Below are 23,128 nucleotides of genomic sequence, written 5' to 3'. Positions count from 1 at the left end.
GGGCAGGCCATGACTGAGGCCGGTTGGCCGAGGGAGGCGTTGGTCGTTGCCGCGCAGAGCGGTGACCAGGAGGCCATCGCCGCCCTGGTCTCGGGTTCGCACCCGCACGTGCAGCGCTTCGCGCGCTCGCTGTGCGCGTCGCCCGAGGACGCGGAGGATTCGGCGCAGGAGGCGCTGATCATCCTGTACCGCAAGATCGGCACCCTGCGGGCCTCCGGGGCGCTCGCGTCGTGGATGTTCCGGATCGTGCGCAACGAATGCCTTCGCCGCGCCCGCCGGGCGTTCCGCGGGGACGAGCTGGTGCGACCCGGCGCGGTGGTTTCGGCGGAGGACGACGTCCTGCGCGGGCTGGAGGCGCAGCGGGTGGCCGCGGCGATCGCCGAACTGCCCGGTGACCAGCGGCGCGTGCTGATCATGCGGGACATCCAGGGCTATCCCGGCCGAGCCGTCGCCGACGCGCTCGGCCTGAGCACCGCCGCGATGAAGTCCCGGCTCCACCGGGCCAGGACGACGGTCCGCGAACTGCTGCTCCGGCACGACGATCACTAGGAGTGCCCTCATGCTCGAAATCGGATCCACGGTTCCCGACCTCGCGCTGGAAGACACCGACGGCCGTGCGGTCCGGCTCGCGGACTACCGCGGCACGGACAACGTGCTGCTCTACTTCGCGCGCTCGACCAGCTGCCCGGTGTGCAACCTCCATCTCAGGAACCTCACCGAGCTGGCCGCCGAACTGACCGCCGCGGGCGTCCGGGTTCTGGTCGCGGTGCCGGAAGGACGAGCCGAAGCCGCGGCCTGGCGGGCGAAGCGCGCGCTGCCGTTCCAGGTGGTCACCGGGCGGCGCGGCACCCCGCACGAGGCCGTCGGGCTGATGAAGAAGGTGTTCGGCGCGTTGCAGCAGTCCGGAAGCCTGCTCATCGACCGGGACGGCGTCATCCGCCACGCCCACGCGGCGACCTTGCCGGTCAACAGCTACGACCGGAAGGGCATCACCAGGGCCCTCAGCGAGCTGGTGCCTGGATGACGCGGTAGTGCGTCGTCAGCCGCCCGTCGTCGCCCAACACGTGGAAGGCGATGGCGGGCGGTGCGTCGAGGTCGATGATCCGGTCGCTTTCCCACGGCAGCCCGATCGTCGACACCACTCCCGGCGCGACGAGCAGCGGCAAGCCGGCGAACGTGCCGGCCGCGGCCGTGTGCGCGTGTCCGCAGAGGACCGCGACCACGTTGGAGCGGCGGGAAAGCAGGGCCGCCAGCCGATCCTCACCGGTCTGCCGGATGCCGTCGACGTACGGGATGTGCAGCTCCGCCGGAGGATGGTGGAAGCAGACAAAAACCGGGGCATCGGCGGCGTCGGCGAGGACCGATTCGAGCCACGCCAGCGTTTCGTCGGTGAGGTAGCCGTCGTCGCGGCCGGGAATGGTCGAGTCGCACAGGGCGAACACCGCACCGCCCGCGTGGTGCACCTGGTTGATCGGGCCGTCCGAGGGTGCTTCGCCGAGCAGGACCTCGCGATACGGTCCGCGCACGTCGTGGTTTCCGGGGCAGTGCAGCGGTTGCAGTATTTTCCTCGGTCCGGCGAACAGCTTGGCGACGGCCTCGTACTCCTCGGCCAGCCCGTGGTCGGCCAGGTCGCCGGTCACCAGCACCGCGTCGATCTCGCCCCGCAGCCCGTTGAGGTGGTCGAACACGCGGGTCGCCCGTGCCAGGCTCCGCTCGTCACCGTCGAGGTGGAGGTCACTCAGGTGCGCGATGACGATCACGGCAGCGGGTCCGGCTGGTCGGCGAACACCCGGATGGTCTCGTTCACCGCGGCGAACCGGGCGGTGCGGACGGCGTCGTGCAGCGGGCGGAGCGCGTCGGCGCGGCGGATCGCGGCCGAGGCCGACAGCGCGCCACCGGGGTCGTCGGCGTGGGCGATGGCGAGAATGGCGCCGATCTCCTCGGCGCGCTGGAGCACGCGCAGCGCGCGGCCGGGAGTGCCCGGCGGCCAGCTCACGTGCGCGGTGCGGCGCAGGCGCTCGGACAGCTCGGCCCGCACGCCGGGACGGTCCCTGGCCACGTCCAGCTCCTGCAGCGCGCCCGCACTGCTCCTGGTCGCGCTGGTCAGGCCGTGCTCGGCCTCACCGAGCGCGATGTACTCCATCGGGGCCGCGGTGGTGATCCGGTGGACCGTCCAGCGGAACAGGCCCTCGGCGATCGGTTCCGGCACCACGCCGTACCCGATCTCGGCGAACACCACGGCCTCACCGGAGCGCAGCGCGGCCTCGGTCAGCGAACCGCCACCGCCCAGCCCGCGCACGTCGCCGGGTACCGGCAGGACGAACCGCGCCGGTCCGGCGCCGAGGCGGCGCAATCCGGTCAGGAAGCCGGCGAGCCCGGCCGGGCGCTCACCGGCGACCGGGATGTCGAAGGCGTCGGCGCCGAACGGGTCGGCGGCCACCACCTCGTGGTCCTCACCCCAGACGCGCAGCGCGTCGAGGGCGTCGTCGGAGGCCGCGGCACCGTGGAGCCACGCCGAGGACCAGACCGCGAGGGACGCACTGGGACAGCACACGGAGAACAAGCGTACCGGGGTCCTGGAGCTGGTCCACGTCGACGGAGCGCCGACGGGTCAGTAGCGTCGGGGAGGTGAACTCCGCACCAGCACACCTTCCCCGCACCGCGGGGGAGCTCCGCGCCGCCGGGTACGCCCCGCGCGGCGTGAAAACCGAGATCCACGACAACCTGCTCACCGCCCTGCGTGCCGGGAAGGACCCGTGGCCGGGCATCGTCGGGTTCGGCCGCACCGTGCTGCCGCAGCTGGAGCGCGCGCTGCTGGCCGGGCACGACGTGGTCCTGCTCGGCGAGCGCGGGCAGGGCAAGACCCGGCTGCTGCGCACCCTGGCCGGCCTGCTCGACGAATGGACGCCGGTGATCGAGGGCGCCGAGCTGCCCGAGCACCCGCTCGACCCGATCACCCCGGCCTCGCGGCGCCGGGCCGCCGAACTCGGCGACGCGCTGCCCGTGGCCTGGCTGCACCGCGGCGAGCGCTACACCGAGAAGCTGGCCACACCGGACACCTCGGTCGGCGACTTGATCGGCGACGTCGACCCGGTGAAGGTGGCCGAGGGCCGCAGCCTCGGCGATCCCGAGACCATCCACTTCGGACTGGTGCCGCGCGCGCACCGCGGCATCGTCGCGGTCAACGAGCTGCCGGACCTGGCCGAGCGCATCCAGGTGGCGCTGCTCAACGTGATGGAGGAGCGCGACATCCAGGTGCGCGGGTACACCCTGCGGCTGCCGCTGGACGTGCTCGTGGTGGCCACCGCGAACCCCGAGGACTACACCAACCGCGGCCGGATCATCACCCCGCTCAAGGACCGCTTCGGCGCCGAGATCCGCACGCACTACCCGCTGGAGCTGGACGCCGAGGTCGGCGTCGTCCGGCAGGAGGCGCAGCTGGTCGCCGAGGTGGGTGACCCGCTGCTGGAGGTGCTCGCCCGGTTCGTCCGCAACCTGCGCGAGGCCAGCGTGATCGACCAGCGCTCCGGGGTCTCCGCCCGGTTCGCGGTCGCGGCGGCGGAGACGGTCGCCGCGGCGGCGCTGCGGCGGGCCGCGCTGACCGGCGAGGAGCCCGCCGTCGCCCGTCCGATCGATCTGGAGGCCGTGCCCGCCGTGCTGCGCGGCAAGCTCGAGTTCGAGCCGGGGGAGGAGGGCCGCGAGACCGAGCACCTGGTGCACCTGCTGCGCCGGGCGGTCGCCGAGACCGCGCGCGAGCGGTTCGCCGGGCTCGACCTGCGCCCGCTCGCCGACGTGGTCGCCGACGGGCACCTGGTGGCCACCGGTGACCGGGTTCCCGGCGCCGACGTGCTCGCCGCGTTGCCGGAACTGCCGGTGCTGCACGAGGTCGCGCACCGCGCCGGGGTCTCCGCCGACGACTCGCCCGGCCGCATCGCCGCCGCGGTGGAACTGGCGCTGGAGTCGCTGTACCTCGCCAGGCGGCTGGCCAAGGACGAGGACGGCACCAGCACGGTGTACGGGCCATGACCTACGCGTACGGGCCGTGGCACGACGGGCCCGATCCGCTGGCACCACCGGCCGATCTCCGCGACGCGCTCGACGAGATCGGCCGGGACGTGCTGGGCGGCTCGTCGCCCCGCGCGGCGCTGGAGGAACTGCTGCGGCGCGGCACCCGCAACACCACCGGTCTCGACGAGCTGACCCGCCGGGTTTGGCAGCGGCGCTCGGAAATCCAGCGGCGCAACAACCTCGACGGCACGCTCAACGAGGTGCGGCGCCTGCTCGACGAAGCGCTCGACGCGGAAAAGCGTGCCCTGTTCCCGGATCCGTCCGACGACGCCCGGTTCGACGAAGCCCGACTTGACGCGCTGCCGCCCGGTACCGCGGCGGCGGTGCGGGAACTGGCCGAGTATCCGTGGCGGTCCGAGCAGGGCCGGGAGAACTACCAGAAGATTCAGGAACTGCTGGGCAAGGAGCTGCTGGATGCCCGGTTCGAGGGCATGAAGGAGGCGTTGCAGAGCACGCGCCCCGAGGACGTCGAACGGGTCCGGCAGATGCTCGCCGACCTCAACGCACTGCTCGCCGCGCACGCGCAGGGCTTCTCCGACGTCAACGAACGCTTCACCGAGTTCATGCGGCGCCACGGCGAGTTCTTCCCGGAGAATCCGAAGAACATCGACGAGCTGATCGACGCGCTGGCCGCCAGGGCGGCGGCCGCCCAGCGCATGCTCAACTCGATGACCCCGGAGCAGCGCGCCGAGCTGGCCGAGCTTTCGCAGCAGGCCTTCGGCAGCCCGGAACTGGCGCAGCAGTTGTCCAATTTGGACTCACAGCTGCGGGCGCTTCGGCCGGGGGAGGACTGGGAGTCGGCTGGCCGGTTCCGCGGGAACAACCCGATGGGGCTCGGTGAGGGCGCGCAGGCGATGGCGGACCTGGCCGAACTGGACGCGCTGGCCGAGCAGCTCGCGCAGTCCTATCCCGGGGCCGGCATGGACGATCTCGACCTGGAGGCGCTGACCCGCCAGCTCGGCGAGGACGCCGCGGTGGACGCGCGACGACTGTCCGAACTGGAGCGTGAACTGCGCGGGCAGGGCCTGTTCGAGCGGGCACCGGACGGCTCGCTTCGCTTGTCGCCCAAGGCATTGCGGCGGCTGGGGGAAACGGCGCTGTCGGACGTGGTGCGCACCTTGCGCGGGCGCACCGGTGAGCGTGAGACGGCCTCGGCCGGAGCGGCGGGGGAGCCGACGGGCTCGACCCGGCCGTGGCGCTTCGGTGACACCCAGCCGTGGGACGCCTCCCGCACGGTGCGCAACGCCGTGTTGCGCACCGCGTCTTCGGGCTCGGCGGTGCGGCTGGACGTGTCGGACGTGGAGATCACCGAGACCGAGCACCGGTCGCGGGCCGCGGTCGCACTGTGCGTGGACACCTCGTGGTCGATGGTGCAGGAGGGCCGCTGGCTGCCGATGAAGCGCACCGCGCTGGCGCTGCACCAGCTGATCTCCACCCGGTTCCGCCACGATGCCCTGCAGCTGATCACCTTCGGGCGCTACGCGGCGCCGGTCGAGCTGGGTGACCTGATCGGCCTGGAGGGCACGTGGGAGCAGGGCACCAACGCCCACCACGCGCTGCTGCTGGCCGGGCGGCACCTGCGGCGGCATCCGGGCGCGAGGCCGGTGGTGCTGATGGTGACCGACGGCGAGCCGACCGCTCACCTGGAGGCCGACGGCGTCGCGGAGTTCTCCTATCCGCCGCTGCCGCAGACCATTCGCCGGACCATCACCGAGGTGGACCAGCTGGCCAGGCTGGGCGCGGCCGTCACCGTGTTCCGCCTCGGTGACGACCCGCGCCTGACCTCGTTCGTGAACCTGATCGCCCGCCGCTCCGGCGGCCGGGTGGTGGCGCCGGACCTCGACGGCCTAGGCGCCGCCGTGGTGGGCGACTACCTCCGCAACCGCGACTAACGCGTATCGACGTCGCGCTGCAGTTCGACGTCCCGGACTCCCGGGATTTCCTGCAGCGCGGCGACGTCGCCCTGGCCGAGGGACCCGGTGATCGTGCCGATCGGCTCGAGCACCGAGTCCACGGTCAGTCCGGCCTGTTCCAGCGCCTCGACCACGGCCGGTATGTCGGACAGCTGTTCCTCGGCGACGGACACGATCACTTTGCGATTCTCGGTCATCGCCGCTCCTCGTTGTCAGGCGCTGCTCAGGGTGCCTGGACCAGTCCAACACCCGAGTCCTGCGAAGACAACCCGGTGCGCAGGGAGCACTGGGACAGCCTGCCCCACAGCTCCCAGCCCCGCGCGCCGTACTTCTGCGCGACCAGCGCCGCCAGCCCGGACACGTGCGGCGTGGCCATGCTGGTGCCGCTGATGCTCCGGTAGCGCTTGGGCATCGGCCACGCCGAGTGCACGTTCACGCCCGGCCCGCCGATGTCCACCCCGTGCCCGGCGTCCACCGAACCCGAGGAGAAGTCGGCGATCGCGCCCGCGACGTCCACCGCGCCGACCGCGAGGATCGACGGGCAGTTCGCCGGGTGCCCGATCGGGGCGATCTTGCCGTCGGCGCGCTCGCTGGCGTTGCCCGCGGCGGCGATGATCAGCGTGCCGCGGCTCAGCGCGCGCTGGGCGACCTGCTCGTAGACCGGCGAGAACGGGTCACCCGGATTGGTGTCCGCGCCCAGCGACATGGACACGATCGCGCAGCCGTTGCCGATCGCCCACGAGATGCCGGCCAGGATGCCGCCGTCGGAGCCGGAACCGGAGTTGCCGAGCACCTTGCCCGCGTAGATCTCGGCCTCGTAGGCGATCCCGTAGCCCGGCCCGCCGTCGACCTTGCGCGGCCCGCACGAGGTGCCGATGCAGTGCGTGCCGTGGCCGTTGCCGTCCTGCACGTCCTCGCCGTCGACGAAGGAACTGGTGACCACCGCGCGCCCGGCGAAGTCGGGGTGGTTGACGTCGAACCCGGTGTCCAGCACGGCGACCCGGATGCCCTTGCCGCTCAGCTGGCTTTCGTGCGCCCGGGTGGCCTGCAGGCCCCAGGTGAACATGGTCTCGTCGACCTGGGCCTGCTCCACCGTCGGCGTGGCGGGCGAGATCGCGAAGACCGTGCGCTCCGCCTCGATCCGCGAGATCGGGCCCGGTGCGTCGGCCGCCGCGGTGAGCGCGGCGACCTGGTCCTCGCCCGCGGTCACCACCGCGACCCCGAGTTCGTGCAGCAGCAGCCCGTCGGCGCCGTCGAGCGAGCTCACGCTCGCCGAGCCGTACAGATCGGCTGTGCTCGCCGTGCGCAGTCCGGCGACGTCGGCCATGCTCCGGGCCCCCGCCACGGCCGAATCCTCTTCCAGCAGAACCAGGTACCGCCCCGTGGTCCCGCTTGCCCCGTCCGTCATGTCGATCCCCTTGCGTTCGAAAAACGTGCCTCTACGTCAATCGGCCCTCGAACGCGGGATGCAACACAGATCACATCACCGTTTGGTAGCGATCAATTCCGCTCAGTGACAAGGATTTTCGCTCCGCGGGCGGGAACCATGGTGATGTGCCTGGCTTTCGGCTTCTCCGCGCTGCGCCGTTCGGGGGACAGGTGGTAGCGGCGCAGCACCTCGCGCAGCACGACATTGGCTTCCATCAAGGAGAATCCGGCGCCGAGGCAGCGCCGCACCCCGCCGCCGAACGGGAACCAGGTGCCCGCGGGCGGGTTGCCGTCGACGAACCGCTCCGGGGAGAACCGCTCCGGCTCGGGGTAGTGCTCCGGATCAGACTGCACGAGCGCGATCGACGGCTGCACGGTGAACCCGGCGGGCAGCACGTACCCGCCGACCTCGGTGTCCTCGGTGAGGCGCCGGGCGACCTCGTGGATCACCGGGTGCAGTCGCATCGCCTCCTTCGTCACCGCTTCGAGGTACTTCTCGTCGTTGTTGTCGGCGGCCTCGGTCGCGGAGCGCAGGGACGCGGGATCGCGGGCCAGTTCGTGGAACGCCCAGCCGAGCGTGGTCGCGGTGGTTTCGTGCCCGGCCAGCAGCAGGGTGATCAGCTGGTCGCGCAGTTCGGCGTCGGTCAGCGGATCGTCTCCCGGCACGGTGAGCAGGCGCGAGAGCACGTCGCCGCGGTCGGCCAGGTCACCGGCGCGGCGCCGGTCGGCGATCTCGGCGTAGATCAGCTCGTCGATCTCCCGCTGCCGCTGGGCGTTGCGCTTCCACGGGCCCGCCTTCTGCAGGTTCGGGTTGTGCCAGCCGAAGATGTCGAGCGGGCCGATGTCGAGCAGGCGGCGCAGCAGCACCCGCAGCCGGTCCAGCCGCGGCCCGTCGGTCACGCCGAACACCACTCGCAGGATCACCTCCAGGGTGAGTACCTGCATCCGTTCGTGTGAACGGAAAATCCGGCCGGTCGGCCAGCGCTCCACCTCGGCCACGGTCAGCTCGGTGACCATCTCGCGGTAACCGCGCAGTGCCGAGCCGTTGAACGCGGGCATCAGCAGCTTGCGCGCCCGCATGTGCTGGTCCTCGTCGGTGAGCAGCACGGAGTGCTCGCCCATCAGCGGCTTGAGGATCGCGTTGCCCTCACCGGCGTGGAAGGTGGTGGCCGGGCCGGTGAACACGGCCTTGATGTGCTCGGGGTCGGACAGCGAGACCACGTCCCGCTCGGGGTAGATGCGCAGGCGCACCACGTCGCCGTAGCGGCGGCGCGCCAGCGGCAGCAGGAACTGGCGGAAGCTGCCGAAGAGCACGGTCTGCACCGCGACCGGCAGGCGCGGACCGGGTGGCAGCGCCCGGCTCGCGGAAGCGGCCGGACCGGCGCTGGGACGGGTCGGTGCGGTGCTGGTCATGACGGTTCCTCCCGAGACGGCTGGCCCGATCTGCCCTGCCCCGATTTATACGCGCGTATAGATCTGCTGTCCAGGCGTGGGGGACTAGGCTGGGCTGGTGGGGCATCGCGAAGAACTGCTGGCCGCCGCGCGACGGCTGCTCGAGGACAAGGGATACGCGCACATCACCGCGCGTGACCTGGTGGCCGCTTCGGGCACGAACCTGGCCTCGATCGGGTACCACTTCGGGTCCAAGGCTGGCCTGCTCAACGCCGCGATCGGCGAGGTGTTCGAGGAGTGGACCAACCAGCTGGCCGACATCGCGATGGCCGAGCCGGGCGTGCCGCCGATCGAGCGCGGGCGGCTGACCTGGGCGACGGTGCTGGAGAACCTGGACAGCCGCCGCGCGCTGCTGCTGTCCTATGTGGAGGCTCTGGCGCAGGCCGAGCGCACGCCGTCGCTGCGCGAGCAGTTCGCCGCCCAGTACCGCAGCTGCCGCGCCAGGGTGGCCGGGCTGGTGGCGCAGTCGCTGGGGGAGGGTTTCTCGCCCGAGGATCCGCGGTGCGCGGCGGTGGCCAGTTTTGTCATCGCCGTCTGCGACGGGCTTTCCGTGCAGTGGCTGCTCGATCCCGAAGGCTCGCCCAGCGGCGACGACCTGACCGCCGGACTGACGGCTTTGTGGGCTGCGTCTGCCAACTGGACAGCGCGAAGCTCCGTTGAGGGTGGTGGTGGGCCGGCGGGCGGGCTTGACCCTGACGCGACGTGAGGAACCACAGTGGCTCACGTCAGGGCCGGGAAAGTACCGGCCGAAGGGAAAAGGGAGAAGCCGTGAGCTTTCCGGTCGGCCGGGTGGCCGAACTCGCCGGGGTGACCGTGCGCACGCTGCACCACTACGACGAGATCGGCCTGCTCACCCCGAGCGGCCGCAGCGCCGCCGGGTACCGCCGCTACAGCGACGCCGATCTGGACCGCCTGCAGCGCATCCTGCTCTACCGGGAGCTGGGCTTCTCACTGGAGACGATCGCGGCCATTGTGGACGAACCGCCGACCGACCCGATCGGGCATCTCGAACGGCAGCGTGAGCTGTTGCGCGAGCGGATCGAGCGGTTGCGCCGCATGGTCGCGTCCGTCGAGCGCGTGCTGGAGGCGAAGAAGATGGGCGAAGCGCTGACGCCGGAAGAGAAACTGGAGGTGTTCGGCGGTTTCCGCGAGCCGGAGGGCTACGCGGAGCAGGCCGCCGCTCGCTGGGGCGACACGCCCGAGTGGCAGTGGGCGCAGCAGAACCTGGAGCCGATGGGGAAGCAGGACTGGGCCGAGGCCGAGCGGGTCCGGCAGGACTGGGTCGATCGGCTGCTGGCCCTGCTGGACGCGGGCGCGGCCCCCGGCGACGAGGCGGCGATGGACCTGCTCGAGGAGCACCGGCGGATGCTGGGCGCGTTCATGGGGGAGTGCGGGTATGAGATGCATCGCAACGTGACCGCGCTCTACGTGACCGAACCGGTACAGCTGGGCTTCCTGGTGCGTGAACCGGACCAGCGGCCGGGCCTGGCCGAGTTCATCCGGGACGCCGCCGTGGCGAACTCCGCACGACAGGAGTAGCGGCGCCGCTCTCCCGTCCGGTGTCCCACCGGGCGGGAGAGCACTCGGGCGGGGCGCTTACGCTGGTGCGTATGCATACTTGGTCTTCGATCGACGTGCCCCGGGTGCCTGGGAGCCCTCGTCCACTGCGGCTCCACGACACCTCCACCGGCCAGTTGCGGCCGACGGCGCCCGGATCGACGGCCCGGCTGTACGTCTGCGGCATCACCCCGTACGACGCCACCCACCTCGGGCACGCGGCCACCTACCTGGCCTTCGACCTGGTGCACCGGTTGTGGCTGGACGCCGGGCACGAGGTCCACTATGTACAGAACGTGACCGACATCGACGACCCGCTGCTCGAGCGGGCCGAGCGCGACCAGGACGACTGGGTGGTGCTCGGCATGCGGGAGACCGCGTTGTTCCGTGAGGACATGGAGGCGCTGCGGGTGCTCCCGCCCCGCGACTTCGTCGGCGCGGTGGAGAGCATTCCGGAGATCGTCGAGGTGATCGGGAAACTGCTGGCCAGCGGGCTGGCCTACCGGGTGGACGACCCGGAGTACCCGGACATCTACTTCGCCAAGGACGGCAGCGGCCGGTTCGGCTACGAGTCCGGGTACGACGCCGAGACGATGGCGAAGTTCTTCGCCGAGCGTGGCGGCGATCCGGGCCGAGCCGGCAAGCGGGATCCGCTGGACGCGCTGCTCTGGCGGATGGCGCGCCCGGGTGAGCCGTCGTGGGAGTCCGAGCTGGGGGCCGGCCGCCCCGGCTGGCACATCGAGTGCAGCGCGATCGCGGTGAACCGGCTGGGCATGGGCTTCGACGTCCAGGGTGGCGGCTCCGACCTCGCCTTCCCGCACCACGAGTACAGCGCCGCGCACGCGGAGGCGCTCTCGGGCGAGCACCCGTTCGCCCGGCACTACGTGCACGCGGGCATGATCGGCCTCGACGGGGAGAAGATGTCGAAGTCCAAGGGCAACCTGGTCTTCGTTTCCCGGCTGCGGGCGGACAAGGTGGACCCCGGCGCGATCCGGCTCGGCCTGTTCGCCGGGCACTACCGCACCGACCGCTCGTGGACGGACGAGGTGCTCGAAACCGCCGAAGCGCGGCTGTCGAAGTGGCGCGAGGCCATCTCGCTGCCCGCGGGCCCAGCCGCGGAGAGCACCGTGGACCGGCTGCGCGAGCACCTCGCCGACGACCTCGACACGCCGAAGGCGCTGGCCGCGGTGGACGCCTGGGCGGATGAGGCGCTGACCCGGCAGGGGACCGACGGCGCCGCGCCCGGACTGGTGCGCGACGCCGTCGACGCCCTACTGGGGATCGCCCTGTAACCGTCCGCCGGAGACGGTCAGCTCCCGGCTGTTTGCTTCTCGGAAGCGGCGCTGCCACAGCCGGTCGTGCGAAACGGTCACGACGGCGCCCCGGTAGTCGCGCAGCGCCGCCTCCAGCTGCTCGACGAGCATCGGCGAGAAGTGGTTCGTCGGCTCGTCGAGCAGCAGCACGTCGACCGGGTTCTCCAGCAGGCGCGCCAGCCTGGCTCGCCTGCGCTGCCCGACCGAGAGCGGACCGGAACTGTCCGGTTCGTCCTGCGGCAGGTAGCCCACGCGCCCGTGCGCCCGCACCGCTCCCGGTGCCAGCTCACCGGCGAGCACCCGCAGCAGGCTCGACTTGCCCGCGCCGTTCGGCCCGGTGACCAGGAGCCGGTCACCGGGCCGCAAGCTCAGCCCGGACAACGAGATCCGGCCTGGTATGTCCACATCGGACACTTCCAGCAGCGGGCCGTCCAGCGTGCCGGTGGTCCGGGCGCTGGTGGTGAACCGCGGTGGGGCGGGCGGCCGCGGCACCGGTTTCGCCCGCAGCCTGGTGAGCCGTTCCCTGGCCGAGCGGGTGCGGGTGGTGATCGATTGCTGCACCCGGCGGCCGTCCCCGTTGTACTTGCACTTGTTGTGGTCGGCCATCGGCCGTCCCGGGGCCACCCGGTGGGCGGTGTGCTCGGCGAACTCGGTCCAGCGCGCGATCTCCGCCTTCCAGTCGTCGTACGCCTGCTCCCACCGCAGCCGGGCGGCCCGGCGTTCGGCCAGGTAACCGTCGTAGCCGGTGCCGTACCGCCGCACCGCGCCGGAGTCCACCTCCAGCAGGGTGGTGGTGATCGCGGTGAGGAACAGCCGGTCGTGCGAGACGGCCACCACCGTGCCGCGATGCCGTCGCAGCCGGTTCTCCAGCCAGTCCAGCGCTCGCGCGTCGAGGTGGTTGGTCGGCTCGTCGAGCAGCAGCAGTTCCGGATCGGCGGCCAGTACCGCGGCCAGCGCCAGCCGGGCCCGCTCGCCACCGGACAGCTCACCGAGCCGCCGGTCCGGGGCGATCCCGGAAACCCCGAGTGCGTCCAAGGCTTCCGCCAGCCTGGCGTCCGCCGTGTACCCGTCGCGGCGTTCGAATTCGGCCAGCAGCGCGCCATATCTCGGCAAGTCCTCTTCGGACAGACTTCGCTCGGCACGCCGGAGTTCGGCTTCGAGCCAGCGGAGATCGGCCAGCGCGCTGTCGGCCGCGTCGGCCACGGTGGCCTCCGGCGGCAGCGCGAGCACCTGGTCGAGATAGCCGACGCCACCGGGGAACCGGACGCCGACCTCACCCGAATCCGGCCGTGCCGTGCCCGCCATCAGGCGGAGCAGGGTGGACTTGCCGGAGCCGTTCTCCCCGACGATCCCGGCGCGTTCGCCGGGTCGCACGGTGAGCGTGACGTCGTTCAGTACGCGGTGGCCGGGAAAGCCCTTCGACACCCCGTGCAGGCTCAGCTGCGCGATATCGGTCCTTATCAAGCGCTTTCCTCCTTTCCGTTGCGCAGCCTCAGTTCCCGGCCGGTCCAGCTACGGCGGAGCCAGCGGTCGTGCGAGGCGATCACCACGGCGCCGGGCGCGGTGCCCAGTGCGGCGAACAGTTCCTCGGCCAGGGTGAGGGAGATGTGGTTGGTCGGTTCGTCGAGCAGCAGCACGTGCGGTGGCTCGGTGAGCAGCAGGGCCAGCGCGACCCGGCGGCGCTGCCCGACGGACAGCTGCCCGACCGGCCGGTCCAGGTCGCGGCGGGAGATCAGGCCCAGCTCGGTCAGCGCACGAGCCCCGGTGGCGGCGTCGGCGGCCCCGGCGTCGGTGCCGCGGGCGTCCGCCAGTGAGCGCGGGGTCCGGCTCGGGTCGGCGAAGGCGACATCCTGTTCCAGCAGGCTGATTTTGAGGCCGCGGCCGGCGCTGACCGTGCCCCGGTCCGGGATCAGCCGCCCGGCCAGCACGTTGAGCAGGGTGGACTTCCCGGCGCCGTTGCCGCCGGTGATCAGCAGCCGGTCATCGGTGGCCAGATCGAGTTGTCCAATGTGGAGCCTCCCGGGGATTTCGATGCCGCGTGCGGTCAGCGCGAGCTTGTCCTCGGCCGCGGACGCGGTCAGGTTCGCCGAGAACCGCAGTGGTGCCGGCGGTTTGCGGACCTGGTCGCGGCGCAGTTCCTCGTAGCGCAGCTGCGCGTTGCGCACCCGGCGTGAGATCTGCTTCTGCACGCGGCCGCCCTTGAAGTCGTAGAGCATCTTGGCGTTGTCGCGCTGCGGGCGGTTGTGCGCGACGTTGCGCGCGGTCACCGCGACCGCCTCTTTCAGCTGCCTGAGTTCATCCTGTTCCTCCGCGTACCGCTGCGCCCAGCGCGCCCGCTCGGCTTTTTTCTCGACCAGGTAGTCGGAATACGTGCCGCCGTACCGCGCCGGCCCGCCGAGCGCCGGATCGAGGTCGACGATGTCGGTGCACACCGCGTCGAGGAACACGCGGTCGTGCGAGGACAGCACGATCACCCCCGGCAGCGCGGCGAGATGGCGTTCCAGGAACTCCATTCCCGCGTCGTCGAGGTGGTTCGTCGGCTCGTCCAGCAGCAGGGTCTCCGGCTGCCGGATGAGCAGCGCGGCCAGGCCCAGCCGCGACCGCTGGCCGCCCGAGAGCGTGCCGAGCGGCCGGTCGGGGGAGATCCCGGCCAGGCCGAGCCCGTCGCAGACCAGCTTGGCCCGGCGGTCGGCATCCCACAGGTCGTGTGCCTGCGCCCAGTCCAGCACCCGGCCGTACTCGTCGAGCACCTCGGTGTCCTCCGGTGCCGCGGCCAGCTGTTCGGTGAGCCGGTCGAGGCGGGCGGCGGCCTCGCGGATCTCGCGGAGCGCGTCGTCGATGACGTCGGCGAACCGGGCGTCGCCGGAAAAGGGCAGTTCCTGCAACAGGAACCCGAGGTCGTCGCCGCGCCGCACGCTGCCCGCGTGGGGTTCTTCGAGCCCGGCGAGCAGGCGCAGCAGGGTGGACTTGCCGACGCCGTTCTCACCGACCAGCCCGAGCCGCTGCCCGGCGCTCGCGGTCAGGTCGAGCCCGTCGAACACGACGCGGTCGCCGTAGCTGAAGGTGAGATCCCTGGCTTGCAGGGAAAGGGAAATAGACATGGAGCATCACCGGCCCGTGTGAGTGAACGGAACACCCGCCGGGCTCGGACGCCTCGGACGCGGATGGGGGCTGGTGTCAGTTGTCCATGATGCGATGAGGTTAACGCAACTTGAGTTGGATTAGCAACCCCCTCTTTTCTTCCGGCCGCGAACGTGCAACTCTGAAAGAGAACTTTCGAAATATTCCTTTCAGACTGGAGGCCTGATGGCCGAGCTGCCGCCGCGCACCCGCGTCCGCGATGTGGAGCTGCTCAAGGCACTGGCGCATCCACTGCGATCGGCGTTGCTGAACTACCTGATGTCGGTCGGCCCGCGCACGGCCAGCGAATGCGCGGTCGCGATCGGGTCCTCGGCCTCGAACTGCAGCTGGCACCTGCGTCAGCTCGCCGAGTTCGGCCTGGTCGAGCGCGCCGAGGGCGGGGACGGGCGCGAGCGGCCGTGGCGGGCGAAGCACGTCGGCCTCGACTTCGGCGAGTTCGCCGACGAGCCGTCCACCCGATCGGCCCAGCTCGCGGCGCTCGGCGCCGGACTCCGCGAGGAGGAGCTGCTGACCCAGCGCTATCTCGACACCGCCGAGCACGACGATCCCGAGTGGGCGGAGGCCTCGGCGGTCAACTTCTACGGCCTGCGGATCACCGCGGCGGAGCTGACCGAGCTGGTCGCCGCGGTGGACGCGCTGATCCGGCCGTACGTCGGCACCATCCGCCAGGACGCGCCCGCCGGCGCGCGGCCGGTGCATTTCGGCTTCCGCGCGTTCCCGCGGATCGAAGCGGACGGGAAGCCGAGCGCGTGAACCTGTTGCGGGAACCCAAGTTCGCCAGACTGTCGGCCGCTTCCCTGTGCTCCGAGATCGCCGAGTGGATCCTCCAGGTCTCGCTGCCGCTGACGATGTACCAGCTGACCGGTTCGGCGGCGTCGACCGCGGTGATGATGATCATCGGACTGGTGCCGGCGGTGGTGATCAGCCCGATCGCCGGCCCGCTGGCCGACCGAGGCAACCGGCACCGCGTGCTGTGCGCGGTCTCGCTGGCGCAGGCCGCGGTGGCGTTGCCGCTGCTGCTGGCCGAGCACGTCGCCGTGCTGTACGTGGTGATGGCGGCGCAGGCCGGGCTGGCCGCGATCGCCGAGCCCACCCGCAACGCGCTCGTCCCGCAGGTGGTCGGCCCGGACCGGGTGACCGGCGCGAACGGGCTGATGAGCGTGAACGCGAACGTGGCCAGGCTGGTGGGCGGCTGGGCCGGTGGCCTGCTGCTGGCGTCCGGCGGGCTCGGGGTCACGGTGGCCGTCTACGCCGGGGTGCTCGCGCTGGCCGCCGCGTTGTTCGCACCGCGGTTCGCGATCGACCTGCCGGGCACGGGGGAGCGGCCCCACGTGCTGCGGCAGTGGGTCGACGGGCTGGCCGAGATCCGGCGCAACCCGGCACTGCGGACCATTTCGGTCGCGGTGGTCCTGCTGCAGCTCGCGCAGGGCATGTTCCTGGTGCTTTTCCTGGTTTTTGTGCTCCGGACCCTGGGCGGGGACGAGGCCGACGCCGGACTGCTGCGCGGGGTCCAGGCCGTCGGCGGCCTCGCCGCGGGAGTGCTGGTGGCCACCGTGGCGCGGCGGGTCGACCCGGCGAAACTGCTCGGCTGGGGCGCGCTGGTGATGGGCCTGTACTCGGCGTTGATCTGGAACACCTCGCACGTGACCACGTCCATGGCGGTTTTTGTCGGATTGTTCGCGGTGGCCGGTGGACCTGGGGTTTTTGTCGGGTCCGGGATGCTGTCGGTGATCCAGACGGTGACCCCGCCCGAGCTGACCGGACGGGTGCTGAGCACCGCGTTCGCCGCGATGGCCGCGGCGGAGGCGGTCGGCATGCAGGTGGCCGGTGCGCTGGCCGACCGGATCGAGCTCGAGCTCTTGCTCGGCGTTCAAGGGTTCCTGTTCCTGCCGGCCGGGCTGGTGGTGCTGCTGCGCTTGGCCCGGCGGCGCGACCCGGCGCTAACGTAGGGGACGTGCCCACCCTCTTCGCCACCAGTGACCTGCACGTGACCCACGAAGGCAATGCCGAGGTCGTCGACACCATCCAGCCGGACGGACCGGAGGACTGGCTGCTGGTGGCCGGGGACGTCGGGGAGCAGGTCCCGGCGATCATGAAGACGCTCAAGATGCTGCGTGACCGGTTCGCGAAGGTGATCTGGGTGCCGGGCAACCACGAGCTGTGGACCACCGACCGCGATCCGGTGCAGTTGCGCGGGCAGGCGCGCTACGACGAGCTGGTCCGCCGCTGCCGGGAGATCGACGTGCTCACCCCGGAGGACGAGTTCGCCGTGTGGGAGCACGGGAGCGAGCCGCTGACCATCGCGCCGATGTTCCTGCTCTACGACTACAGCTGGCGCACGCCTGCCGCGCACGGGCGGCCGCTGTCGGTGGCGATGGACCAGGCGCGCGAGGCCGGGGTCATCTGCACCGACGAGTACTTCCTGCACCCGGACCCGTACCCGACGCGCCAGGAGTGGTGCGCGCAGCGGCTGAAGGTGACCGAGCAGCGGCTGCAGCAGATCCCGGACGACCGCAAGACCATCCTGATGTCGCACTGGCCGCTGCACCGCCACCCGACCGAGCCGCTGTACTGGCCGGAGTTCGCGATGTGGTGCGGTACCACCGAAACCGAGGACTGGCACCTGCGCTTCCGCGCGGAGATCGCGGTGTACGGCCACCTGCACATCCCGCGCTCCACCCAGGCCGACGGCGTCCGCTTCGAAGAGGTCTCGCTCGGCTACCCGCGGGAATGGCGCAAGCGCGCACGCGGTCCCGTCGCCGTGCGCCGCCTGCTCTGACCGGCGATTTCGCCGATGCTGACCGGCCGCGCGGGCGGTCAGGCTGCATGAGTCCGTTCTCCGACCGCTGGAGGGATTCATGCGTCGATTCTTCGGCATGCTCACGGCCGTGCTGGCCGCGTTGCTGCTCTTCTCGCCGATGCCCGCCGCGACCGCCGGGACCAGCACCCCGGTGATCTTCGTGCACGGGTACACCGGCAGCGCGTCCAACTGGGTCACCGCGCGTTCGGTGTTCCAGGCCGCCGGCTGGTCGAGCAGCAGGCTGTTCGCCTACGAGTACAACTCCTACGGCAACAACGTGCAGAACGCCCAGGGCCTGGCGAGCTACGTCAACCAGGTCAAGTCGCAGACCGGCGCTTCGCAGGTCAGCATCGTCAACCACTCCATGGGCGGGCTGGTCAGCCAGTACTACCTGAAGGTGCTCGGCGGCAACGCGAACGTCACGCACCTCGCCTCGATCGCGGGCGCGAACCACGGCACCACCTTCGCCGGGGCCTGCCTGATCTACGTGACCTGCCAGCAGATGTATCCCGGCTCCTCGTTCATCGGCCAGCTCACCTCCGGCGACGAGACACCGGGCAGCACCAAGTACGGGACCTGGTACTCCGCCTGCGACGGGATCATCCTGCCCTACACCAGCACGCGGCTTTCCGGTGCGTCGAACAACAACGTGGCCTGCCAGACGCACCTCGGCTTCCTGGCCGACCTCTCGGTGCTGAACGCCATCGCGAACTTCATGAAAACCTGACCGAGCCGGGCCCGGTGCCGTCGCCCGGCGGTGCCGTGGCCCGTTTCGCCAGCAGCGCGGCGAGTTCGACGCGGGAACGGACGCCGAGCTTGGTGTAGATGTTGCGCAGGTGGTGGTCGACCGTGCGGTGGCTGATCACCAGCCGCCGCGCGATCTCGCGATTGGTCTTGCCGCCGGCGACCAGCAGCGAGATCTGGGTCTGCTGCGGGGTGAGCGAGGGCAGGTCGCCGTCGGCCGGTTCGGCCGGGGCACCGCCGGCCGCGCGGTGTTCGGCGCGGGCGCGCCCGGCCCAGAACTCGGCGCCGTGCCGGTCGAACAGGCGGGCCGCGTCGCCGAGCAGTTCGCGCGCGTCGCGGAACCGGCGGTCCCGGCGCAGGCGCATCGCCTGGCACAGCTGGGTTTTCGCCAGTTCGAGCGGGGTGCGGGCGAGCCGGTGCAGATCCACCGCGGTGGTGAAGTGCTTGTCGGCGGTGTCCGGGTCGCGGGCGAGCAGGCCGTGGCACCGCTGGGCCAGCGCCCGCCACTGCACGCTGCCGGTGGCTTCGGCCCAGCCGTCGAGCACGCGCAGCCCGCGCACCGCGTACTCCGGTTCCTCGCAGCGCACCGCCGCCTCGACCAGCAGCGGGGTGGCGAGCACGGCGATCGCCGGTTGCGCGTGCCCGGTGTCGGCGGACAGCGTGCGGAACCGGGCCAGCGCTTCGGCGGGCCGGTCGGTGGCGAGGTCGACGCACACCTCGGCCCACGCGGCGATCGCGCGCGGGCGGCCGAGCGACCGGCGGTCGAGATCGGCTTCGTCGAGCCATTTCCGCGCGGCCTTGGTGTCACCGAGCCGGGCGGCGGACAGCGCCAGCACGGTCAGGTTCTCCGCGGCGCAGGTGCGCTGGCCACCGCTTTCGGCCAGTCCCTCGGTGGCCGCGGCGACGGCGGCGCGGTGCCGGTCGAGCAGCGCCGCGGAGATGCCGAGATGGATCAGCGCCCATGGCAGCGTGGTCACCGCGTCGATCCGCGCACGGGCCACCGCGGCCGCCGCGTACTCGTGCGCGAGCGCCGTCCGGCCCAGCGCGAGCGCCGCTTCGGCCGCCCAGACCTGGCTTCGCACGTCACCGGGCGCGACCCGCAGCGCTTCCTCCAGCGCCGGGATCGCTTCTTCGTGCCGGCCGGCGAACGTCGCGGCCAGCCCGCGCGTATGCGCCGCGGCGAGCCGGACCTGTGGCGCGTCGGAGGTACGGGCCAACTGGGCGGTGCGCGCGGCGATGGCGGTGAATCCCCGGAGGTCACCGCTGATCCGGCGGGCTTCCCCGGCCAGCATCAGCGCGACCGAGGTTTCGGCGGGTGGCAGGGTTTCCGCCGCTGTCAGCAGTTCGTGTGCGGCCACGGCCGGTTCGCCGTCGCGCAGTTCGATCTCACCCTGCAACAGCCGGTCCCCGGCGCGGCGCAGCAACTTCCGCGCCCAGGTGGTGTGCCCGAGTTCCCAGGCCCCGCGCGCGGCCGGGATCAGCCACTGTGGACCGTCCTCGCCGAGTTCCGCCGCGCGTTCGAAGGCGTGCACGGCTTCTTCGGTGATTCCCGACCGCATGGCCGCTTCGGCGAGCGCGGTGGCCATCGCGGGCGCGGCGTCCTCGCGGAGCGTGGCGCGCACCGCCGGGCTCGCGAGCAGTCCCGACGCGAGCGCTTCGTCGCGGGCTCGGACACCGCACCGGTCGAATTCGGCTTGGCTCAGCGGTGACTCCGACGCCGCCAGCAGCACGAACTGCCGTGCGCCAGGGGAAAGCCCGTCGAAGACGCGGCGATAGGCGGCGCGCTGGTGACCGTCCTCGGGCAGCGTTTCCCCGCCCGACTCCGCCAGTTCCAGCAGATCCCGCGGATTGCCACCGGCGAGCGCGAGCAACCGGGCTCGCTCGTCCGGCGGCAATCCCGGCGGGAGCAGGCTCGCCGCCGCGACGTCGTCGAGTGGGGCCAGGCGGATGGTGGGCAGGCCGTCGAGCGGGTCCGGGTCCGGACCGGACGGTCCCGGCCCGCTCGCGAAGACCATCACCACGCCCAGCCCGTCCAGTCGCCGGGCCGCGAACGCCAGCACCGCCAGCGACGCCTCGTCCCACCACTGCGTGTCGTCGGCCCAGCAGAGCACCGGCCCGAGACCGGCGAGAAGGCGGTGAAACGCCGTGCACAACTGGAAATCACCCGGTTCCGGCCCACCACGGCCCGCCGCGGAGCGCACCGCCTCCGGACAGCCGGGAAGGTCGGCGACCGGCTGCAGGAACCGGTGCAGGGCACCGAACCGCAGTGATCGCTCGGCCGGGGAACCGGCCGCGCCGAGTTGCCGGAGCCCGGCCGCCGCGGCGTGGTCCACCAGCCGCGTCTTGCCGATGCCGGGCGCGCCGGTGAACCGCACGACGCCGTTGCCCGCGGCCAGCAGGTCACCGAGCACCGCCAGTTCCGGCTCCCGCCCGAGCGGGCCGGTCATGTCAGCTGTTCGCGCAGGGCCCGCTTGAGGATCTTCCCGGCGGCGGACACCGGCAGCTCCGGCACGAACCGCAGTTCCCGCACCCGCTTGTAGCCGGGCACCTGCGCGTTCACCGCGTCGAGCACCTCGGTGTCGGACACCGAAGCCTTCGCGGGCACCACGAACGCCACCGGCAGCTCGCCAACTGCCGGGTCGGGGCGGCCGACCACCGCGGCCGCGGCCACCTCCGGCAGCGCGGTCAGCAGCTCCTCCAGCTCCCGTGGGTAGACGTTGTATCCCTTGTACAGCAGCATGTCCTTCTTGCGGTCCACAATGGACAGGTAGCCGTCGTCGTCCAGCACGCCGATGTCGCCGGTGTGCAGCCAGCCGTCCCGCAGCACTTCGGCGGTGGCTTCCGGCCGGTTGTGGTAACCACGCATGACCTGCGGGCCGCGGACGCAGACCTCCCCGCGTTCCCCGGCCGGCACCGGCGTGTCGTCCCCGTCGAGTGAGGCCAGGCGGACCTCGGTGTCGAACACCGGGCGCCCGACCGCGCCCGCCTTGTGCAGGCCGGAGCGGTGCGACGGGGTGCTGGTGGCGCCCATGGTGACCTCGGTCAGGCCGTAGCCCTCCAGGATCGGCGCGCCGGGCAGCAACTCGCCGAGCCGCCGGATCATCTCCAGCGGCATCGGGGCGGCGCCCGAACTGATCGAGCGGACCGAGCTGAGGTCCCTGGTGCGGATGTCCGGGCAGGCCAGCAGCGCGGCGAACAACGCGGGCGCGCCACCCATCGAGGTGACACCGAGGCGTTCGACGTCGGCCAGGTAGGCGGCCGGGTCCAGCCGCGAGTGCAGCACGACGGTGGTCCCGCTGAGCACCGGCACGTTCAGCCCGCCGATCGTGCCCATCGCGTGGAACCACGGCGTCAGGTTGATCGCGATCCCGGTGCCCAGCCGGGTCGGCCACTCCTCGGGGCTGCCGACCTGGTCGAGCACCAGCCCGCCGTGCTCGTCCAGCGCGGGCACCGAACCGGTCGCCCAGCAGGCGTACTGCAGGCAGTTCACCACCACGTTCCGGTGTGGCAGCTCGACGCCCTTCGACACGCCGGTGGTGCCGCCGGTGTAGGCGAGATGGGCCAAGTGGTCGTGGTGGTCGATTTCCGGGGGCGCTTCGCTCTGCCCGGCGCACAGGGCGGGCACGTCGGCGGCGGTGATCGAGCGCACCGCACCCGCGTCGGCCAGCTGGGCCTGCGCGGCGGGCTCCGGCAGCAGCGGGCTGACCGGCACGAAGGTGCCACCGGCCAGCAGCGTGCCGTAGTAGGCGACCGGGTAGGCCAGGCAGTTCGGCATGCGCAGGGCCACCGGGTCGCCGGGGGAGAGGCCGTCGGCGAGCAGGCCGTTGGCGAAGGCGGCGGCGCCCTGGCCGAGCCTGCGGAAGCTCAGCGACTCGCCGTCGTGGACGAAGGCGGCGCGATCGCCGAACCGCCGGGCGGATCCGGCCAGGATGGCGGGCACGCCCACCTCGGGGTAGTCCAGCGACGGGCCGAATCCGGGCAGCCAGGTGTCGGGCATGGAGACACTCCTTTGTGGACAACGCCGTCCGGGGAGGCACACACGAGCCTGACCGCATGAAACACCACGGCGATCTGTTTCACAACCACCCGCCCCGGCCTACCGGACCGCGACCGGAGCCCCCTCGACGAGGACTCCCAGCAGCTTGGCCGCCGCTTCCAGGTTCGGCTTCCCGGCCGCGACCACGTCCGAGTAGAGGAAGGATTCGCCCAGACGCACCAACGCGAAGCTGAGCGAGTCGAGGTCGACCACCGGGGTGAACCCGCCGTCGGCGACGTCGCGGGCGAGCAGCTCGCGGTAGGCGGCGATCACCCTGGGCTGCACCCGGCCGTGCGGGTCGGTGAGCACCCGGATCGCGGTGGTCGGCTCGTTGTCCAGCAGCACGTGCAGCCCGCGCGAGGTGGCCACGTCGGACCGGTACCAGCCCATCACGGTCAGGCAGCGCAGGCGGCCGTCGGCGTCGCGCACCACCGGGCCCTCGGTCTCGTCCCAGCGGCGGACCGCCCTGGCCAGCGTGCGCTCGGACATCTGCCAGAGCGCGTCGCCGAGCAGGTCCTCGCGATTGCCGACGCGGCGGAACAGGGTGGCCCTGGAGATGCCCGCCTCGGCGGCGAGCGCGCCAAGGTCCAGCCGTTCCCCGCGTGCCAGCTTGCGCGCGGCCAGGCGGACGAGGTCCTCGGGTGCGGTCACGACCGGAAAGCCTAACCGGGGGAGC

21 protein-coding genes are annotated in these 23,128 nt (G+C 71.9%); 11 read left to right on the top strand and 10 right to left on the bottom strand.

The features are described 5' to 3' along the window. Positions 1-9: 9 nt before the first annotated feature. Both YIM_RS27335 and YIM_RS27330 read left to right on the top strand, forming a co-directional pair. On the top strand, positions 10-549 hold the full coding sequence (locus YIM_RS27335; RefSeq protein ID WP_153033056.1) for an RNA polymerase sigma factor: 540 nt from the start codon (positions 10-12) through the stop codon (positions 547-549). Between the two features lie 10 nt (positions 550-559). Further along, positions 560-1,024: a peroxiredoxin gene (locus YIM_RS27330; protein ID WP_153033055.1), complete on the top strand. Its 465-nt coding sequence runs from the start codon at positions 560-562 to the stop codon at positions 1,022-1,024. Here YIM_RS27330 and YIM_RS27325 read toward each other — a convergent pair. Then, complete coding sequence (locus YIM_RS27325; protein WP_153033054.1) at positions 1,002-1,760, bottom strand: metallophosphoesterase; 759 nt, start codon at positions 1,758-1,760, stop codon at positions 1,002-1,004. The genes YIM_RS27330 and YIM_RS27325 overlap by 23 nt on opposite strands. Beyond that, on the bottom strand, positions 1,757-2,554 hold the full coding sequence (locus YIM_RS27320) for a hypothetical protein (RefSeq protein WP_153033053.1): 798 nt from the start codon (positions 2,552-2,554) through the stop codon (positions 1,757-1,759). Before YIM_RS27320 ends, YIM_RS27325 begins: the two co-directional genes overlap by 4 nt. A 74-nt stretch (positions 2,555-2,628) precedes the next feature. Here YIM_RS27320 and YIM_RS27315 point away from each other — a divergent pair, with 74 nt between their 5' ends. Both YIM_RS27315 and YIM_RS27310 read left to right on the top strand, forming a co-directional pair. Beyond that, positions 2,629-4,026 (top strand): sigma 54-interacting transcriptional regulator, encoded by a 1,398-nt coding sequence (locus YIM_RS27315; RefSeq protein ID WP_153033052.1) that lies wholly within the window; start codon positions 2,629-2,631, stop codon positions 4,024-4,026. Then, complete coding sequence (locus YIM_RS27310) at positions 4,023-5,960, top strand: VWA domain-containing protein (RefSeq protein ID WP_153033051.1); 1,938 nt, start codon at positions 4,023-4,025, stop codon at positions 5,958-5,960. Before YIM_RS27315 ends, YIM_RS27310 begins: the two co-directional genes overlap by 4 nt. Here the strand turns inward: YIM_RS27310 and YIM_RS27305 are convergent. From YIM_RS27305 to YIM_RS27295, 3 genes are all read right to left on the bottom strand, one after another. Then, positions 5,957-6,178 (bottom strand): hypothetical protein, encoded by a 222-nt coding sequence (locus tag YIM_RS27305; RefSeq protein WP_153033050.1) that lies wholly within the window; start codon positions 6,176-6,178, stop codon positions 5,957-5,959. The two genes, YIM_RS27310 and YIM_RS27305, sit on opposite strands and share 4 nt — an antisense overlap. Before the next feature lie 26 nt (positions 6,179-6,204). After that, complete coding sequence (locus YIM_RS27300; RefSeq protein ID WP_153033049.1) at positions 6,205-7,389, bottom strand: S8 family serine peptidase; 1,185 nt, start codon at positions 7,387-7,389, stop codon at positions 6,205-6,207. Between the two features lie 92 nt (positions 7,390-7,481). Next, the gene (locus YIM_RS27295; RefSeq protein WP_153033048.1) at positions 7,482-8,822 is read right to left on the bottom strand and encodes a cytochrome P450; all 1,341 of its coding nucleotides are present in this window, start codon (positions 8,820-8,822) and stop codon (positions 7,482-7,484) included. Positions 8,823-8,919: 97 nt separating this feature from the next. On the opposite strand from YIM_RS27295, the gene YIM_RS27290 reads away from it, so the two are divergent. From YIM_RS27290 to mshC, 3 genes are all read left to right on the top strand, one after another. Then, positions 8,920-9,567, top strand: a complete 648-nt coding sequence (locus YIM_RS27290) for a TetR/AcrR family transcriptional regulator (RefSeq protein WP_153033047.1) — start codon at positions 8,920-8,922, stop codon at positions 9,565-9,567. Between the two features lie 62 nt (positions 9,568-9,629). Then, positions 9,630-10,400 carry a MerR family transcriptional regulator gene (locus YIM_RS27285; RefSeq protein WP_153033046.1) on the top strand — a complete coding sequence of 257 codons (771 nt, stop codon included), beginning with the start codon at positions 9,630-9,632 and terminating at the stop codon, positions 10,398-10,400. Positions 10,401-10,471: 71 nt separating this feature from the next. Further along, the gene (mshC, locus tag YIM_RS27280) at positions 10,472-11,710 is read left to right on the top strand and encodes a cysteine--1-D-myo-inosityl 2-amino-2-deoxy-alpha-D-glucopyranoside ligase (protein WP_153033045.1); all 1,239 of its coding nucleotides are present in this window, start codon (positions 10,472-10,474) and stop codon (positions 11,708-11,710) included. Here the strand turns inward: mshC and YIM_RS27275 are convergent. After that, positions 11,690-13,192 carry an ABC-F family ATP-binding cassette domain-containing protein gene (locus YIM_RS27275; RefSeq protein WP_153037287.1) on the bottom strand — a complete coding sequence of 501 codons (1,503 nt, stop codon included), beginning with the start codon at positions 13,190-13,192 and terminating at the stop codon, positions 11,690-11,692. The two genes, mshC and YIM_RS27275, sit on opposite strands and share 21 nt — an antisense overlap. After that, complete coding sequence (locus YIM_RS27270; protein ID WP_194239764.1) at positions 13,192-14,832, bottom strand: ABC-F family ATP-binding cassette domain-containing protein; 1,641 nt, start codon at positions 14,830-14,832, stop codon at positions 13,192-13,194. Before YIM_RS27270 ends, YIM_RS27275 begins: the two co-directional genes overlap by 1 nt. 205 nt (positions 14,833-15,037) lie before the next feature. Here YIM_RS27270 and YIM_RS27265 point away from each other — a divergent pair, with 205 nt between their 5' ends. The 4 genes from YIM_RS27265 (at position 15,038) to YIM_RS27250 (ending at position 18,399) form a co-directional block, all read left to right on the top strand. Then, positions 15,038-15,625, top strand: coding sequence for a helix-turn-helix transcriptional regulator (locus YIM_RS27265; protein WP_153033044.1), 588 nt, complete (start codon positions 15,038-15,040; stop codon positions 15,623-15,625). Continuing rightward, on the top strand, positions 15,622-16,821 hold the full coding sequence (locus tag YIM_RS27260) for an MFS transporter (RefSeq protein ID WP_153033043.1): 1,200 nt from the start codon (positions 15,622-15,624) through the stop codon (positions 16,819-16,821). The genes YIM_RS27265 and YIM_RS27260 overlap by 4 nt, the downstream gene beginning before the upstream one ends. Positions 16,822-16,826: 5 nt before the next feature. Then, a complete protein-coding gene (locus YIM_RS27255; RefSeq protein WP_153033042.1) occupies positions 16,827-17,651 on the top strand; it encodes a metallophosphoesterase in 825 nt (274 codons plus the stop codon). Positions 17,652-17,730: 79 nt separating this feature from the next. Then, entirely contained in the window at positions 17,731-18,399 is a 669-nt protein-coding gene (locus tag YIM_RS27250; protein WP_153033041.1) for a triacylglycerol lipase, read from the top strand. On the opposite strand, the gene YIM_RS27245 is transcribed toward YIM_RS27250, so the two are convergent. The 3 genes from YIM_RS27245 to YIM_RS27235 form a co-directional block, all read right to left on the bottom strand. Then, positions 18,386-20,863, bottom strand: coding sequence for a LuxR family transcriptional regulator (locus YIM_RS27245; RefSeq protein ID WP_153033040.1), 2,478 nt, complete (start codon positions 20,861-20,863; stop codon positions 18,386-18,388). The two genes, YIM_RS27250 and YIM_RS27245, sit on opposite strands and share 14 nt — an antisense overlap. Beyond that, on the bottom strand, positions 20,860-22,413 hold the full coding sequence (locus tag YIM_RS27240; RefSeq protein WP_153033039.1) for a class I adenylate-forming enzyme family protein: 1,554 nt from the start codon (positions 22,411-22,413) through the stop codon (positions 20,860-20,862). The genes YIM_RS27245 and YIM_RS27240 overlap by 4 nt, the downstream gene beginning before the upstream one ends. Positions 22,414-22,512: 99 nt before the next feature. Then, on the bottom strand, positions 22,513-23,103 hold the full coding sequence (locus YIM_RS27235) for a QsdR family transcriptional regulator (RefSeq protein ID WP_153033038.1): 591 nt from the start codon (positions 23,101-23,103) through the stop codon (positions 22,513-22,515). Between the last annotated feature and the right edge of the window lie 25 nt (positions 23,104-23,128).

Source organism: Amycolatopsis sp. YIM 10, from assembly GCF_009429145.1.
Taxonomy (GTDB): Bacteria; Actinomycetota; Actinomycetes; order Mycobacteriales; family Pseudonocardiaceae; genus Amycolatopsis.
The sequence above is the reverse complement of the archived record's forward strand: the minus strand, read 5'-3'. Positions and strand labels throughout refer to the sequence as shown.